14 protein-coding genes and 3 tRNA genes are annotated in these 16,768 nt (G+C 40.6%); 5 read left to right on the top strand and 12 right to left on the bottom strand.

What is annotated here, in order from left to right; all coding sequences use genetic code 11:
- The first annotated feature begins 106 nt into the window (after positions 1 to 106).
- Complete coding sequence (locus tag AC6H4V_RS09070) at positions 107 to 1,183, top strand: tyrosine-type recombinase/integrase (RefSeq protein WP_497606579.1); 1,077 nt, start codon at positions 107 to 109, stop codon at positions 1,181 to 1,183.
- 111 nt (positions 1,184 to 1,294) lie between these two features.
- Here the strand turns inward: AC6H4V_RS09070 and AC6H4V_RS09065 are convergent.
- The 9 genes from AC6H4V_RS09065 to gyrA form a co-directional block, all read right to left on the bottom strand.
- Positions 1,295 to 1,369, bottom strand: a tRNA-Asn gene (locus AC6H4V_RS09065).
- 56 nt (positions 1,370 to 1,425) lie between these two features.
- The gene (locus tag AC6H4V_RS09060) at positions 1,426 to 2,358 is read right to left on the bottom strand and encodes a radical SAM protein (RefSeq protein ID WP_497606578.1); all 933 of its coding nucleotides are present in this window, start codon (positions 2,356 to 2,358) and stop codon (positions 1,426 to 1,428) included.
- Entirely contained in the window at positions 2,359 to 3,390 is a 1,032-nt protein-coding gene (gene hemE / locus AC6H4V_RS09055) for a uroporphyrinogen decarboxylase (protein WP_497606577.1), read from the bottom strand. It abuts the gene before it with no gap.
- Between the two features lie 34 nt (positions 3,391 to 3,424).
- The gene (locus tag AC6H4V_RS09050; protein ID WP_428729489.1) at positions 3,425 to 3,943 is read right to left on the bottom strand and encodes a YqhA family protein; all 519 of its coding nucleotides are present in this window, start codon (positions 3,941 to 3,943) and stop codon (positions 3,425 to 3,427) included.
- 2 nt (positions 3,944 to 3,945) lie between these two features.
- Positions 3,946 to 4,980, bottom strand: coding sequence for an aspartate-semialdehyde dehydrogenase (locus AC6H4V_RS09045; RefSeq protein WP_497606576.1), 1,035 nt, complete (start codon positions 4,978 to 4,980; stop codon positions 3,946 to 3,948).
- Positions 4,981 to 5,093: 113 nt separating this feature from the next.
- The gene (locus AC6H4V_RS09040) at positions 5,094 to 6,260 is read right to left on the bottom strand and encodes a sigma-54-dependent transcriptional regulator (protein ID WP_497606575.1); all 1,167 of its coding nucleotides are present in this window, start codon (positions 6,258 to 6,260) and stop codon (positions 5,094 to 5,096) included.
- A 12-nt stretch (positions 6,261 to 6,272) separates the two neighbouring features.
- On the bottom strand, positions 6,273 to 6,686 hold the full coding sequence (locus AC6H4V_RS09035) for a hypothetical protein (RefSeq protein ID WP_497606574.1): 414 nt from the start codon (positions 6,684 to 6,686) through the stop codon (positions 6,273 to 6,275).
- The gene (locus tag AC6H4V_RS09030; RefSeq protein WP_497606573.1) at positions 6,635 to 7,210 is read right to left on the bottom strand and encodes an LPP20 family lipoprotein; all 576 of its coding nucleotides are present in this window, start codon (positions 7,208 to 7,210) and stop codon (positions 6,635 to 6,637) included. Before AC6H4V_RS09030 ends, AC6H4V_RS09035 begins: the two co-directional genes overlap by 52 nt.
- Positions 7,211 to 7,255: 45 nt before the next feature.
- Positions 7,256 to 9,739: a DNA gyrase subunit A gene (gene gyrA, locus AC6H4V_RS09025; protein ID WP_497606572.1), complete on the bottom strand. Its 2,484-nt coding sequence runs from the start codon at positions 9,737 to 9,739 to the stop codon at positions 7,256 to 7,258.
- 209 nt (positions 9,740 to 9,948) lie between these two features.
- Here gyrA and AC6H4V_RS09020 point away from each other — a divergent pair, with 209 nt between their 5' ends.
- The 4 genes from AC6H4V_RS09020 (at position 9,949) to AC6H4V_RS09005 (ending at position 13,800) form a co-directional block, all read left to right on the top strand.
- Entirely contained in the window at positions 9,949 to 11,205 is a 1,257-nt protein-coding gene (locus tag AC6H4V_RS09020; protein ID WP_497606571.1) for an ammonium transporter, read from the top strand.
- Between the two features lie 64 nt (positions 11,206 to 11,269).
- Complete coding sequence (locus AC6H4V_RS09015; protein WP_428729482.1) at positions 11,270 to 11,608, top strand: P-II family nitrogen regulator; 339 nt, start codon at positions 11,270 to 11,272, stop codon at positions 11,606 to 11,608.
- A gap of 206 nt (positions 11,609 to 11,814) precedes the next feature.
- Positions 11,815 to 12,990, top strand: coding sequence for an ammonium transporter (locus tag AC6H4V_RS09010; protein ID WP_497606570.1), 1,176 nt, complete (start codon positions 11,815 to 11,817; stop codon positions 12,988 to 12,990).
- A 57-nt stretch (positions 12,991 to 13,047) separates the two neighbouring features.
- Complete coding sequence (locus AC6H4V_RS09005) at positions 13,048 to 13,800, top strand: energy transducer TonB (protein WP_497606569.1); 753 nt, start codon at positions 13,048 to 13,050, stop codon at positions 13,798 to 13,800.
- 147 nt (positions 13,801 to 13,947) lie between these two features.
- Here the strand turns inward: AC6H4V_RS09005 and AC6H4V_RS09000 are convergent, their stop codons facing one another.
- The 3 genes from AC6H4V_RS09000 to AC6H4V_RS08990 form a co-directional block, all read right to left on the bottom strand.
- A complete protein-coding gene (locus AC6H4V_RS09000; RefSeq protein ID WP_497606568.1) occupies positions 13,948 to 16,428 on the bottom strand; it encodes an efflux RND transporter permease subunit in 2,481 nt (826 codons plus the stop codon).
- Between the two features lie 101 nt (positions 16,429 to 16,529).
- Positions 16,530 to 16,604, bottom strand: a tRNA-Glu gene (locus AC6H4V_RS08995).
- 13 nt (positions 16,605 to 16,617) lie between these two features.
- Positions 16,618 to 16,693, bottom strand: a tRNA-Lys gene (locus tag AC6H4V_RS08990).
- Positions 16,694 to 16,768: the final 75 nt, after the last annotated feature.

Genomic DNA, 16,768 nt, shown 5'->3' with positions numbered 1-16,768 from the left:
TTTTTGAAGCTTAAACTAATAAATTAGTTTTGCTAAACTTTAATTTCATTTTTGAATAGGAGGTTTAGTGTTAAAAAGGAGAGGATACGGGCGAAAGGAAAAGCTGATGGCAAGCCTTTATGCCAAAAACAACAAACTCTATCTAAGTATATATCACAACGGACAAAGGGTTATTAAACCTACTGGACTTGAGGATAATGCTAAAAATCGTAAGTTAGTGAGCAATGATTTGCTCCCTAATGTGTTATTTCAAATTCAAACAGGACAAATTGACATATCTTCTAAAAAAGAGAGCAAGACAGTCTCTTTTTATGCGGAACTTTTTTTAAAAAGCAAAAAAGCTCTTTTAAAAGACTCCTCTTATGTAAGGTATGACTCCATTATCCGCAATCAGATTTTACCGCTCTTTGGCAATAGAGATATAAGCTCTATAAAACTATCAGAGATAAAAAAGTGGTATAACTACTGGGTAAGCAATAGAAGTAGCGCAACATCTATCTATATTGCAAATGTCTTTAGTGCCATTTTTAAAGAGGCATTTTATGATGAGGCGGTAGAGAAAAACCCATTTGACTTTATCAAACGACCAAAAAAAGAGCAAAGCGGCGCAAAACCGTTTGATATAGAGACAATGAAATTGCTTATATCCGGTGCGGATGATGTATGGTTCAAAAACTTTTTAGCTCTATCTTTCTTTACTGGACTTAGAACTGGTGAGGCTGTCGGGCTTAAATGGGCAGATATAGACTTTAAAACTCAAGAGTTAGAAGTCAAGCGAACTAGAAGATATGGTAAAGATGTTTCTCCAAAAACTCAAAAGGGGTATAGAAGCGTTCCTATATTTGATGAACTGCTTCCATATCTCAAGAGTCAAAGAGAACTTACCAAAAAGAGCCAAAGCGAATATGTGTTTTTATCTATGTACGGCACACCGTTTAATGACGGAAACCGTATAAGAGACTACCATTGGAAAAAGTTACTGGAGAAGTTAGAACTACCATATCAAAGACTTTATGATACAACGTCAAGCTTTGCTACTATGATGTTATCAAGCGGAAAGTTCAGTATCAATCAGGTTGCACAGATGATGGGGCATACTAATATCGAGATGTTGATATACAAGTATAATAAGTTTATACCATCGGAAGTAAAAAAGATTGATAAGTCAATTAGACTGTTTTAAACAAAAGTGTGTATTAAAAAAAGTAATACTAGAAAAATATTTTAGCTACCATATAGCTACCATAGATTTTTAAAGCTCTGAAAGTTTGTATTTTAGGGGTTTTAAAAAGGGTGGCTCCGAATACTGGATTCGAACCAGTGGCCAAGTGATTAACAGTCACCTACTCTACCGCTGAGCTAATTCGGAATGTTTGATAGGGCGGAATTATACTTTATGAGGCTTAAAAAGTCAAGATTTTTGCGCTACTTTGCGCGTTTTCTTTGCTCGTTTGCGTGAAGTATGAAAAATTCCAAATTTCCGACTTTTTTTGTCACTATTTTTGATTCAGATAGGAGCTTTTGAAACCTTTTTTTACTCTCTTCATCAAAGAGCAGGTTTATATCTTCTATGGTTTGTGGTCTTTTGTCTAGCGTATTTAAAATCTCTTCATCATCATACGCTCTATTGTTTGGTTCGGCATGAACTCTTGAGGCTATGTGGATAGGTAAAGAGGCATCAAAAAGAAGAGATGCGTCATGAAGCTCCTTGTAGCTAAGTCCTACTACTGGATACGCAGGAGGTCTGTCAATGGTACCTAAATCAACTCTTGTAACATCCATTTTTAGGAGAACTTCATTGAGTTTTTCTATCTCCTCTTTTGTGTCGTTAAGCCCATGCACAAAAAGTATCTCTATAAAGAGTTTGCCTTTGTAGATATGGCTGAATTCTATGGCTTTTTTGACTATCTCTTCTATCTTTATCCCAACATGCGGTCTGTCGATTCTCTTGAACACATTGTCAGTAACCGCGTCGAGGGAGAGTTTGACTTGGTCAAGTTTTAGGAGTGAGTTAAAAACTTTCTCATCTACTAAGGTTGCGCTGTTTGTGAGTATGAGGGTTTGGGTGGAGTTTTTGATTTTGTTTAATGCGTCGATGAGTTCATCTAGGTATGGATAGAGAGTCGGTTCGCCGTTTGCAGTGATGGTTATCACGTCTATCTTGTCGTTTAAATGCTCTCTCAGTTCATTGATGATGGTTGCAACCTCTACAACATTGGCTTGCTTGTCTGTCGTAGCGCTTGGAGCAAGTTCGCAGTAAAGGCAGTCAAAATTGCACTGTTTGAGAGCAGGGGAGAGGTCTATACCCAAAGAAGAACCAAATCTTCTTGAGTTTACGGGTCCAAAGATACTCTTCACTTATTTTTTGCTAACTCTGTGACATTCAGAGATAAAATGTTTTGCGTTTTCTACAGGTACATCAGGCAAAATCCCATGTCCTAAGTTGAAGATATGTCTTTTGCCGCCCATGATATTTTGAAGTGCTTCTACGCACTCTGTTGTCGACTCTTTGGAGTACAATCTGCATGGTTCCATATTTCCTTGAAGCACGTATCTCTCACCCAGTTTCTCTTTTGCATAACCCATAGGAGTTGACCAGTCAACACCAAATACATCAAAGTTCCCGTAAACTTTATCTAAAAATGCAGGGATGCCTTTTGGGAACATTATGATGGGGATATGTGGGTACTTTGCTTTGAGATAATCAGCAATTTCTACCATATACTTCCAAGAGAACTCATCATACTTTGCTGGCTCTATCGCCGCAGCCCATGAGTCAAAGATTTGAACAACATCTATGCCCGCTTCGATTTGTTTTTCCATATAGAGTTTTACGACTTCTGTCACTTTTGCAAGTATCTTATGCAGAAGCTCAGGGTTTGCGTACATCATTTTTTTGCAGATGTTATATGTTTTTGTACCCTCTCCCTCTATCATGTAGGTCGCAAGTGTCCACGGAGCACCTGTAAAACCGATAAGTGCTTTGTCCTCTGCCAGTTGCTCTTTGATGATTTTTATGGTCTCATAAACATAAGTAAGTTTCGATGCCGCCTCGTCGCCGCCTAAAAGTGCATCCATGTCTGCTTCAGTTTTGATAGGCTTTTCAAAAACAGGTCCTTCTCCAACGAGAAAATCAAGCTTCATGCCCATTTCGTTTGGAACAACTAAAATATCGCTAAATAAAATTGCGGCATCAACTCCGACGATATCAACAGGCTGAAGTGTAACTTCTGCTGCTAGTTCTGGATTGTGGCAGAGGTTTAAAAAGTTTCCAGCTTGTTTTCTTACTTCCATGTACTCTGGAAGGTAACGACCTGCCTGTCTCATCATCCAAACCGGAGTGTAAGGCGTCTCTTTGCCAAAGCATGCATCTACAAATATTTTACTCATGTGTATCCTTAAAATAGTTCAATTTTTTAATTTTTTAGTGTGCTTTTCCGACTTTACTTAAAAAAAAGAGACCCACCGCAACAGCTGTAATGGAGAGCGCTAGATAGAGTAAGTCGAGTGCGCCGTTATACTCTGTATGTCCAACTTTTTGGAAAAATCCAACAACCAAAACCATAACAATGACTTTAGAGATTTTATCTTTAAGTTGGTCGAGCGAATGAACCGCTAAGAGTTGATTTTCGCATCCATCTGCATCTTTTGCAGGGTCGATATCTGAGATAAAAAGCTCATAAAGACCAAACGAGAAGATAATCATAACAACACCGATAAGGTAAAGATCAACCGCACCAATGATGCCACCTACAACCTCTTCATGAAAATGTTCGGGATGCGCATGCGTTATGTAGGTAGTAATGACATACACTGCAGTTTCGTAAACATCAAAACTTGCAACTACAAAGAGTAAAATAGCTCCTATGAGACCAAAAACAACAGCAAGAATAATGATAAATCGTGAACTCCAAAGACTGTTTTCAAAGAATTTTTCAAACATTGTTATTTTTCCTCTTCCATCTCTGCCCATTTTTGAGCGATGCGCACTGCATTTGTTGCCGCTCCGACTCTTAGGTTGTCTGCTACTATAAACATATGAAGCATCGTTTTGTCAAAATTGTCAACTCTGATTCTTCCTACAAAAGTCTCATTTTTCTCTAACGCAAGAGAAGGCATAGGGTAGATTGACTCCTCTGGTTTGTCTAAGAGAACAACGTTTGGAGCGTTTTTCAAAATCTCTCTTGCCGCATCTGCATCCACTTCGCAAGCAAACTTGACACTTACCGCCTCGGCATGTCCTCTAAGGGTTGGAACACGAACACAAGTTGCACTTAGAGGAATCTCTTTGTGCATGATTTTGGTCGTTTCATTGACCATCTTCATCTCCTCTTTTGTGTAGCCGTTATCTAAAAATTTATCTATTTGAGGGATCACATTGAGCGCAATTCTGTGAGCGAAGGCTTTGACTTCCGCCTCGTCAAGTTTAAATGTAAAAAAGGATTGCATCTGGTTGACGAGCTCTTCCATTGCTGTTTTTCCTGCACCCGAAGTTGCTTGGTACGTGCTTACATCAACTCTTTGGATACTGTAAGCATCATCAAGCGGCTTGAGTACTTGAACCATCTGTATAGTTGAGCAGTTAGGGTTTGCAACGATGCCGGATTTTCTCCACTGTGCGATATCTTCAGGGTTTACTTCAGGCACAACAAGAGGGATGTTTGCGTCCATTCTAAAGTGTGATGTGTTATCTATGACAACTGCACCTGCTCTCACGGCCGATGGAGCAAACTGTGCACTGACACTTCCGCCAGCTGAAAAAAGTGCAATCTCTACCTCTTCTTCTTCAAAGACAGCATCTGTTAGCTCTTTTATAACAATATCTTTGCCTGCAAATGTAACAGTTTTACCGGCACTTCTCGAGCTTGCAAGAGGAACAATTTTGTTTATAGGAAAATCAACCTCTTCTAAAATTGAGAGAATTTCCTCTCCAACTGCTCCGTTTGCTCCGACTACTGCTACATTATACTTTTTTGACATTATCTTTTCCTTTTCAATTTATCTCTTAGACTTCTTGCAAAAATAAAAACTAAGCGAACGATTCTGCAGTGAAGCGAAGCCTTAGTGAGCGTGTTTTTAGTTTTGCAAGAAGTCTATTTTATATCCCTGTTAACACCACTGCGCAACTCTAAAAGAAGCTCATGCGGTGTTATCTCTTCATCATCACTTAAGATAACCGCTCTCTCAACTACAGAGATAAGCTCTCTGATATTTCCCGGCCAGCTGTAGGTTAGAAGCTGCTCTTGTGACTCTTCGGAGAACTTTTTCAATTCGAAACCGTATTTTACACAATTTTGCTCTAAAACTTTTTGAGCAATAGCCAATATTTCATCTTTTCGCTCGCAAAGTGGCGGAATTGTAATAGGAATCGTGTTGAGACGGTAGTATAAATCCTCTCTAAATGAGCCATCTTTAATCTTTTGCATCAAATCCGCATTGGTAGCAGCAATAACTCTGATATCTGTTTTTATAGCTTTGGCAGAGCCTAGTCTGCGAACCTCTTTTTCTTGAAGTGCGCGGAGAAGTTTTGCTTGGACGCCATAAGGCATCTCGCCTATCTCGTCTAAAAAGAGCGTTCCACCCTCTGCAAGCTCAAACTGCCCCGCTTTTGCCTCGGTTGCATCGGTAAAAGCACCTTTTTCAAATCCAAAAAGTTCGCTCTCTATAAGGTTGTCCGGTATGGCTGCCATATTGATAGCGACAAAAGGTCTGTTTGCTCTGGGTGAGTGGTTGTGTATGTAAGATGCAAAAACCTCTTTACCGACACCGCTTTGCCCTAAAAGCAAAACGGTTGCATCGGTTTTAGCTGCTTTGGTTGCGATTTTGAGTGCATCTTCAAGTGCTTTTGATGTTCCGTAAAAGCCGCTAAAATCGTTTTTTTTACTCTCTTTTGGCACATTTTTTTTGACTTTTTGTATTTTGTCTTCTCTTTTGATTGCCGCTATGAGAGTATCGACATCAAAAGGCTTGAGTAGAAAATCCTTGACACCAAGGTGGATAGACTCTATGGCTCTTTGAAGCGTTGCGTTGCCCGTCATGATGATAACTTCAAATCTGCCGCCGAGTGTTTTGACAAACTCGATGCCGTCCATCCCCGGCATATTGATATCGGTGATAATAAGGTCGAAACTTGCATCAAGTGATTTGAGGGCATCTTTTGCATTTTTGAATGTTTTTACTTCAAACTCTTTATAGTCGCTCATTGCGATTTCAAGGGATTTTCTCATATTGATATCATCTTCAACTATTGCAATTTTCACTATAACTCGCCCTTATCGTAATGGGTTGATTATAACAAAAGTATCATTAAAATCGACTTTGAAGCACGTTGTTCTAAGTGTGAGTGTTGTTGTAGAGGTGTTTTGAAGGTTTGTTGTCACATCGTTGTATGCAACATGAAGACCGAGTTTATGGATGTACTCTAAAAATTCGGCTGAATTTTGAGCAATTACTTTTTTTAAATCACTCTCGCCATCGCTAATAAGGAGTAATTCTGTTTGTGGTGCACCGATGCATTTTTTCATACCTTGTGAGATAAAAAGTGCCTCATTATAGAGTGTTGCATCTTTGACGATGTACTTGTAAGAGATAAGGTATTCACTTGCACCAAGTGCAAGTGGAAAGAAGAGAAGAGCTACTGAGCAAAGTCTGCGTGTGAAATGACGATTTCCATCTCTACTTCGCATAATCCCTCTTTAAATGTAGTCTCAACGATATCAGCATTTCTTACCATTGCTTGAACGTATGTGCGGAGCGTTGACTTTTGCATCATCATATTTTTGATTGTGTCTTGTCCATCAATACGAACGCCCTTGACTTTTTCAGCGATTGCTCTGTAAGCATCAGCGATAGCCGCTCTTTTTGCAAGAGCATATGCTTGCGCAGGAGAAGAGGTGTTCATAGGTGCAACACCTTGCCCTACCACAGAGATATGCATCGATTTGTTCTGTCTTAGTATCTCTTCCTGAGCTGCCATAGTTGCAAGCTGCTCTTCTCTTTGCGCTTTTACGTGAGCGAGTTCATCCATGGTTCTTTGGCTCTCTGCTCTTGCTTGTGATGCCAACTCTTTTGCTTGAGTAGCTTCCGCTTTTGCAGCTGCAACTTCAGCATTTGTTTGTTCTACAACGGTTGTATCTACAACAAGGATTTTATCTTCTCCAAAGAGTGATGCAGCACTCAAAAGCATTGCAAATAGTACAGAATATCTCATAATTCGTCCTCTGACATGGGTTTGTTGGTTTTGTTTAAGCAACTACTATTCCAGTTCGCTTGCATCAAAAAGAGTCTCTTCGCCATCTTCTTCTTCATCGGACTGTTTTGGACAGCGAGAAACACTTGCAACATCATCACCTTTTACGATGTAAACACCGCTTGTGTTTCTGCTGGATTTGGAGATAGTCTGCATATCGACACGTATCATTTTGCCGGCTTTTGTAAGTGCCATCATATCCATCTCTTCATCGACCATCAAACATCCGACAACAAATTTTCCAGTTTTAGGCGTCATTTTCATAGCGATAACACCGCTTCCACCACGGTTTGTCAAGCGGTACTCTCCGGCATCTGTTCGCTTGCCGATACCTTTTTCGCTAACTATAAGTATCTCTTGCTCATCGCTTGAGATGATGTTTGCATCAACGACTTCATCGGAATCAAGTTTAAATTTGATACCTCTTACACCTCTTGTGTTTCTTCCCTGATCACGTGTTTTTTCTATCTCAAACTTGATACATTGCGCAAGTTTTGTAACGATAAAGAGGTACTTGATGCTCTGGTCTGCGATTCTTGCAGTGATGAGTTTGTCATCATCATCAAGAAGGATGGCTTTTACGCCGTTGCTTCTTATGTTTGAAAATTCGCTTAGGTTTGTTCTCTTTACTGTTCCGTTTCTTGTGAAGAAGACAAGTGATTTTTCATCGCTAAAGTCAGTCGTTGGGATGATGGACTGAATCTGTTCATCTGCAACAAGGTTGAGTAGGTTTACAACCGCTTTGCCTTTCGCTGTTCTGCTTCCCTCAGGAATCTTATATACTTTTAACCAGTGGAGTTGTCCGCGGTCGGTAACAAAGAGAAGTGTATCGTGAGTGTTACAAGTAAAGAATCTCTCTATAAAGTCATCTTCATAAGTTGTAACCGCAATCTTGCCTTTACCGCCTCTTTTTTGTTTCTCATACTGCATAAGAGGAACTCTCTTGATGTAGCCTCTATGAGTAATGGTTACTACCATAGGCTCATTTGGGATAAGGTCTTCAACATCGATATCGTCATAATCATCTTCTATATCTGTGCGTCTTGCATCGGTATAAGTTGCGAGAATCTCGTCAAACTCTTGGTCGATGATGCCGTGTAAAACCTCTTCGCTCTTTAAGATAGACTCTAGGTAAAGGATAAGTTCTAAAATCTCTCTTAGCTCATTTTCTATCTTCTCACGCTCTAAGCCCGTCAATCTTCCAAGACGCATGTCAACGATACTTTGCGCCTGAATAACGCTAAAGTCGAACTCTGTGACTAAGTTGTCTCTTGCCTCTTCTACATTTTTGCTTGATTTGATAACTCTAATGATTTCATCAATAATATCAAGAGCTTTTTTAAGACCCTCTAAGATATGCGCTCTTGCTTTTGCTTTTTCAAGGTCAAAGATAGTGCGGCGGATGATGATGGTTTTACGGTGGTTGATAAAGTGTTTTAAAATCTCAATTATGCCAAAAACTCTCGGCTCTTGGTTAAGGATAGAGAGCATGATAATACCAAAAGTTACCTGCATGCTTGTCTGCTTGTAGAGGTTGTTTAGAACGATTTCGCTCATCGCATCTTTTTTAAGTTCGATAACAACACGGATACCCTCACGGTCTGACTCATCACGAATCTCTGAAACACCATCTATCATTTTGTCTTTTACTAAATCTGCAATATTTTCAATCAGACGTGCTTTGTTTACTTGATAAGGAAGTTCATCGATAACGATAACGTCTTTGTTTCCTTTGCGCTCTATGTGCGTTTTAGCACGTACTTTGATACGTCCGCGACCTGTTGCGTAAGCATCAATAATCCCTTTTTTACCAAAAATCGTTCCACCCGTTGGAAAATCTGGCGCTTTGATATGTTCCATGATTTCATAGAGTTCAATGTCAGGATTTGCCAAAAGTGCTTTAAGCCCCATCATAATCTCTTGCGGATTGTGCGGTGGGATGTTTGTCGCCATACCGACTGCAATCCCTGATGAACCGTTTATGAGCAAGTTTGGAACACGGGTTGGCATAACGTCAGGTTCTTTTGTAGTCGCATCGTAGTTGTCAATCATATTGACCGTGTTTTTCTCTAAATCTTTTAAGAGTTCACCTGCGTATTTTGTCATTCTTGCTTCTGTATAACGCATAGCCGCCGCACTGTCGCCGTCAACCGAACCGAAGTTTCCTTGACCGTCAACTAACTGCATTCTCATGGAGAACTCTTGTGCCATACGAACAAGTGCATCATAAACTGCTGTATCTCCGTGTGGATGGTACTGACCGATAACATCCCCGACGATACGTGCTGACTTTTTAAATTTTGAGCCGTGAGAGAGGCTCAGTTTGTCCATTGCATAAAGAATTCTTCTATGAACGGGTTTGAGTCCATCGCGCACATCTGGAAGCGCGCGCCCTACGATGACGCTCATTGAGTAGTCTAAGTAGCTGCTTTGAAGCGTCTCTTCAATGTTGATTCTTTGTACGTTGTCACTGTTTAGCAAGTTGCTCATATATAACACCTAATCTTCATAAAATTTAAAAATAATTCCACGGATGGTATCTTAATAACCCTTTAAATTTCGTAAAGGGAGAGAAATTTTTAGAGAAGCTAGAAAAGTAAAGAGAAAAAAGTGATTGATTAAAAATTAATCATATTTATGCACATCGCCAAAGAGCAAGGGTGTATAATTTGAGCAGATTTATTTAAAAAGGATAGAAGATGAAGAGATATCTTTTAGGTGTGATGTTGTTGTTACCCTCTTTTGTTTTTGCAGAGGATGCGCTTAGTGGCAGTGATACAGCGTGGATGCTTGTAGCGACTGCTTTGGTAATGCTCATGACCCCAGCTGGGTTGGCACTCTTTTACGGTGGTTTGACACGTTCAAAAAACGTGCTTAACACCATGGGTATGAGTTTGGGCGCGTATGCTGTTGCTTCGCTTGTATGGGTTGTTGTAGGTTACTCTATAGCTTTTGGAGATGGGGACATTATGGGAAGCGGTAAAGTGATGCTCTCTGGTATCACATCTGAAACACTTAAAGGAACTATACCGGAGCTTCTTTTTGTGGTGTTTCAAGGAACTTTTGCGGCTATTGCCGTAGCTATTGCAAGCGGTTCGATGATAGAGCGTGTGAAGTTTTCTACATACATGGTGTTTGCGGCTCTTTGGGTTGTAGCGGTTTATGCACCGGTAACACACTGGGCGTGGGGCGGAGGCGAGTCTCTTAACTTCGGTGAGATAGATTTTGCGGGCGGAACGGTTGTTCACCTCAATGCAGGCGTGGCAGGTTTTGTTGTTGCTATGATTTTGGGACGCAGAAGAGATTACGGCAAAGCGGCTATCAAGCCTTTCTCCCCGATTTTAGTGGCACTCGGTGCGGCTCTTTTGTGGTTTGGATGGTTTGGGTTCAATGCAGGTTCGGCACTTGGAGCAAACGGTGTTGCGGCATCGGCATTTTTAGTAACAAATGTTGCAGCGGCACTCGGTGTTCTTGGATGGCTTGTTGTTGAGTGGTTCGTTTATAAAAAAGCAACTATCGTAGGTGGAGCTTCCGGAGCGGTTGCAGGTCTTGTGGCAATTACTCCAGCTTCTGGAACAGCGGGTGTCGAGGGTGCTATCATCATCGGACTTGTGGGCGGTATGCTAGGCTTTTGGGGTGTTGCAAAGCTCAAAGGGATGTTTAAAGTGGATGACTCTTTAGATGCGTTTTGGATTCATGGTTTAGTCGGTATCTGGGGTTCTATCGCAACAGCGCTCTTTATCGTACCTTATGCGATGCCGGAGGCATATGAGATGGGTTCACAACTTGTAAAACAAGTTCAGGCTATAGGACTTACAGTTGTGTATAGTGCTATCGCTACAGCGGTGGTTTACTATGTGGCTTCAGCTGTAACAGGTGGTGGAAGAGTGGATGATGAGAGCGAGAGCAGAGGTCTTGATGAGACTATCCATGGAGAAAAAGCACTCAATATCTGATGTGAGTAGTTGCTTAAAATAGCAAAAGTCGTTACAATTTTAAACTAAATTTGGAGATATGATTATGAAAAGAGTAGAAGCGGTTATCAAACCATTTAAATTAGAAGATGTAAAAGATGCTTTGGCGGAGATTGGAATCACGGGGATGACGGTTAGCGAAGTGAAGGGTTATGGACGTCAAAAGGGTCATAGCGAACTTTATCGTGGTGCTGAATATGTTGTTGACTTTCTCCCAAAGATAAAGATGGAGATGGTTGTTGATGATGAAAATGTGGATCAAGTGGTAAAGACAATCGTTGAAGCTGCGAGAACGGGTAAGATAGGCGATGGAAAGATATTTGTAAGCGATATTGAAAAAATCATCCGTATCCGTACGGGTGAAACTGATAGCGAAGCCATCTAGTAATGTTACGCACTAAAACGAACTCGTCCGTTTTAGTGGCAGGGACAGATGTCCCTTGCAACCCCCTAAAGCTACGAAAAACAAGTTTTTCGAGATTTGCAAAGTGCCTTATGATCCTATTTACTGATTAAAAATTAATCAGTAAAAAAATTCTATCCCTCTTTTATAAGTTATAATTTCCTTCAATTTTTTTTGAAGGATTTTATGTGTCAGAAGCTGATTTTAAGTATATCATCGACACCTTTTTTATCCTGTTTTCCATGACGCTTATCATCTTTATGGTTCCCGGTTTTGCGATGCTTGAAGCAGGTTTGGTTCGTACAAAAAACGTCTCCTCTGTTTTGACTACCAATGTGATGATTTATGCCGTTGCTTCTCTTGCCTTTTTGCTCTTTGGATACCAACTTGCTTTTGGCAGTTGGGAGAGTGCATCTAGCAGTATCTGGGCTGTTTTTATGTTTCAGATGGCTTTTGTGGGTAAGACGGTCAACATCATGAGTGGTGGGGTAAGTGAGCGTGTTCGTATCATTCCTCTGGCTCTCTTTACGCTTGTGATGGGTGCGGTTATCTACCCTCTTGTAGTAAATGTAAGTTGGGGTGCGGATATGCTCAAAGATACGTTTTTTGATATAGAGATGTATGATTTAGCAGGTTCAACCGTTATCCACTCAACAGGCGGTTGGGCGCTCTTGGCGGCTATTATTATTATCGGCGCTAGAAGAGGGCGTTATCAAGATGGAAAAATCAAGGTTATCCCCGCATCCAACATTCCGCTTGTTGTTCTTGGCGGGCTTCTGCTTTGGATAGGGTGGTTTGGATTTAACGGCGGAAGTGTTGGCTCTATCTCAAGTGTTGCAAATGCGGACATGGTTGCTAAAACCATCATGAACACAAACACAGCAGGGCTTGCAGGTGCACTTATCGCAGCGCTTATCATGTATGTTCGCTACAAACTCTTTGATATTACGATGATTTTAAACGGTGCTTTAGGCGGGCTTGTTGCCGTAACGGCGGCGGCAAACCATTATGACATATTTACACCTATATTTATCGGGCTTGTTGGCGGTGCGTTAGTTGTTTTTGCTGTTCCAGTATTTGATAAGTTAAAACTGGACGACCCTGTAGGTGCGCTCTCCGTACACCTTGTCAATGGCATATGGGGAACACTTGCCGCCGGAATCTTTGTAGAAGAGGTTTCATTTATGGCGCAGGTAAAAGGGGTGTTTTTAGTTGGAGTTTTTGCTTTTGTATCTTCTTATGTTGTTTTGTCGGCAATCAACAAAGTGTTCAAATTTAGAGCAGATGACGAAGCACAACTTATGGGTATGGACATCAACGAATGCGGTGTAGAGGCGTATCCGGAATTTAAAAGGTCGATATAACTTATATTTCGTATAAGCTAAGCACTTAGTAACAATTCTTTTGTTACTATATGCACTATGATTCGATACAGCAACTCCTTTTTTCTTTCTCTTATCTTTCATGGTTCATTACTGCTATCGGTTTGGTTTTTTTACAACAACGATACAAAAATAGAGCAAGAAATTCCACTAAAAATCCCCCTAAAACTCTCTATGATGGAAGCAGCATCACAAACGACGGCGCAGCATCAGTCTAAAGAGGAAGTTTGTATTGTGCAGCCCCAAGAGAGCAAGCCAAAGAGAGCAGAAGAGAAAAAAGAGAGAGTAAAAGATGAGAAGAGGGTTGAGAAAATAGTAGAAAAAAAGATAGAGAAGCGTGAAGAGGAAAAAGTAGAGTTAAAAAAAGAAGAGCAAACTTCCAATGAGGCAAAAGTACAACAGAGCGAGATGATTGTAGAGCCTCAAAAAAGTGTGGCACAAGAGGTTCACAAAGAGGTTTCTTCTGAACAAAAAACAGTACCAAAACCTCAAGAGAAGTCGTATGAACAAGAGTATTATGAACTCAATACGCAAAAAATAGTAGAGCTTTTAAAGGAGAACCTATACTATCCAAGAAGTGCGAGACAAAAAGGGATTGTAGGTGTTGTAAAGGTGAAATTTACGTTAGATGTGGATGCAAAAGTTTATAACATCACAGTGGTGGAATCAAGCGATAAGATTTTAAGCCGTGCAGCCATCAAAACCATAGAAGAACTCTCGACAAAATTTCCAAAACCTGCAAGCAAGACGACACTAAGTGTCCCCATCAACTACAGTTTAATAAGCGAATAACTACTAGACTTCTTTTTTGCATAACCTAGATCCTGAATCAAGTTCAGGATGACGAAAACTCACAAATCTTGTCATTCCAAGCTTGTACCACAAGGGTATTTCCTTTGGTCACTTGGAATCTAATTTTTGGGTTTTGCAAGAACTCTACTATTTCTTTACCCCAAAAGGCTTAAATGTTACCACCAAAAGCGGCGAGAAAAGAAGGTCTGAGACGATTGCTACAAGTAAAACGATAACAGTCAAAAGACCAAAGATAAGCGTCGGGATAAAGTTTGAAGTTACCAATACCAAAAAGCCTACAATGGTTGCCAGCGAGTAGTAAAACATCCCAAAAGCGATAGTTCCGTGCGCTCTGTGCATAGAAGCGATATAGTTCCCATCAAGTGCAAGTTCCTCTCTAAAACGGTAGAAGTAGTGGATGGTGTTGTCCACCGTGATGCCAAGTGCGATAGATGCGATGGTAATGCTCATGATATCCAAAGGGATGCCTGCGATGCCCATGATGCCAAAGATAACGCTGATGGGTACCATGTTGACCGTTAGTGCGACTACCGCTATTTTTAGAGAGCGGAACAGAAACAAAAACATTGCCCCAAGTGAGAGGAGTGCAAGACCGAGTGTTCCTATCTGCGAGTCAAAAAGGGATTGGAGCATGTTGTTGTAAAGTACCATCATGCCGACAAGCTCAAACTCCTCTTTTTTAAGTCCGATTTTTGTCTCTAAATCTGTTTGGATTTTTTCAAGCAGCTCATTACGTCTAAGGTCTTTGTTGGAATCAACTATGCGAACCACAAAGCGTGCTTCGTTGTATTCGGTGTTTACATATGGCGAGAGAAGGATTTTTTTGAATTCAAGAGGCAGTTCGTTGTACATAAGTGCCAACTCAACACCGTCAAAATCTTTCCCTTCTTTTAAGATGCGTCCAACTTTTGTGAGTGTTCCCAGCGAAGAGACATTGCCCACTTCAGGTAAAGAGACCAAATAGTCATGCACTTTAAGTATCGTCTCCATTTTTTGTGCTGTAAACCAGTACTGTGCATCATTGTCCGTCTCTGTAAATTCGTCTGCAAAGCTATCAAGTTCATCCGAACCGGTCGTACTTTTTGCCTTCTCCTCGCTCTTTGTTTCAGGAAATTTTACAACTATCTCCAGAGGTGTCGTACCGCCTAGATTGTTGTCGATTTTTTGCATACCTTGATAGATTTCGGTACTCTTTTTAAAGTAGTTTATAAAACTGTTTTCAACTATCAACTGTGTAGTGCCGACAAAGCTAAAACCAAGGATTGCAACTACTATCACGATGATTTTTTTACCGTGATGTTCTACGATTTGTGCAAATATGGTGTTAAGCGTAAAAGCTTTGTCAAATGTAAGTACAGGCTCCTTTTTTGGAAACAGCATCATCATAGATGGGAAAAGAAGGTATGCCGCAATCAGTGAGACAGTTACGCCGATATTCATCATCGTACCCAAATCGATGATCGGCAAGATGTCGCATGTCATCAGTGAACCGAACCCCGCAACCGAAGTAAGAATAATAAAAACAGATGGAACCGACATACGCTTGAGCGTAATCTCAAGAAGCTCTTTTTGTGAAAAATGTGGGTAAAGCGCATACTCTTCACGGTAACTCACAATTAGGTGTATAACCAGAGAGAGCGTGGTAATAAGCTGCATCGCAACATAATTTGAAGAGACGACCGTTACTTCAAGCCCTAAAAGTGCATTTATGCCTGTTGTGATAATGACGGCAGAAAAAGAGACCAAAATAGGCAAAACCACAAAACGCACTTGTCTGAAAATAACCCACAGCATCAGTACCATAATGAGCATGATAGCCGTTCCGTAAATGGCAATATCGCTCTTTACAAAACCTATCATATCATCGGCAATCATCATAACTCCGCCTAAGAAGACCTCCCCGTCTTTGCGAAAAGGATGGATGGTAGAACGCACATTTTCGATGAGTTGATGCACTTCATCTCTTGTGCTGTAACCATACTCCTTAAAGGCTTTTTTTGCAGCTTCATACTCTTTTTTCTCTTCTTTGTTAAGCTCTCTTTTTTGCTGTAATTCTATAAAAACATTTCGTTTTTGAAGAAGTTCGGTGTATTTGGTATCCTCTTTGAGATTGACTAAAATAGCGGTAGTTTTAAAATCGTCGCTTACGAGATTTTTTGCATACAAAGGACTTGAGGTAAGCTCTTTTTGCACCATCGTTTTGTTGATATCAGGAGATGAAAGAGTGCGTACATTTTTTACAACCTCTGAAACTGCCATTGGCGGACTCTCAAGCAGGGGAACGTCAAGCAGCGATGTAACGCTCTCGACACCTTTTATGTGCAACAAAGACTCTTTAAGTGCTTTGATGGTCGCAATGTTGGTTTCAGAGAGCATATACTCTTTAGGGCTAAAGGCAACGACGAGATAATCAGGACTGATGTAACGCCCATGAACTTCACGCGTCAACTTCAAATCGACATCGTTCTCCAACAAAAGCGTCTCAGCCGAAGCGTCAATACTCAAATACTGTGCATAGTACCCAAAAACCCCCGTAGCAAGGGCTACAAAAATCAAAACGCTCTTAAAGTGGTCTGTAACAAAATCTATATATCGTTGTAAAAACATAGTGTAGCTTTCATGAAAAATTTAATTTTTAAAATTGAAATTATAGCTTCTTAATATTAAATTCTTGGAGTTGGGGAGTGTGAAAAATGAAGTGTTTGTGTTGGTGACCCCGAGGAGAATCGAACTCCTGTAACCAGGATGAAAACCTGGGATCCTTACCGCTAGACGACGGGGCCAAAACATAAAAAATGGTGTCCTGTGATGGATTCGAACCATCGGCCACCTCATTAAAAGTGAGATGCTCTACCGGCTGAGCTAACAAGACATTTACAAACCTAGTGTTTGTGGACGCGAATTATAGACAAATAGAGTTTATATGTCAAGAAAAAAGAGTGAAATT

This window comes from Sulfurimonas lacustris (assembly GCF_059705355.1).
This window is presented reverse-complemented; position numbering and strand designations above follow the sequence as displayed.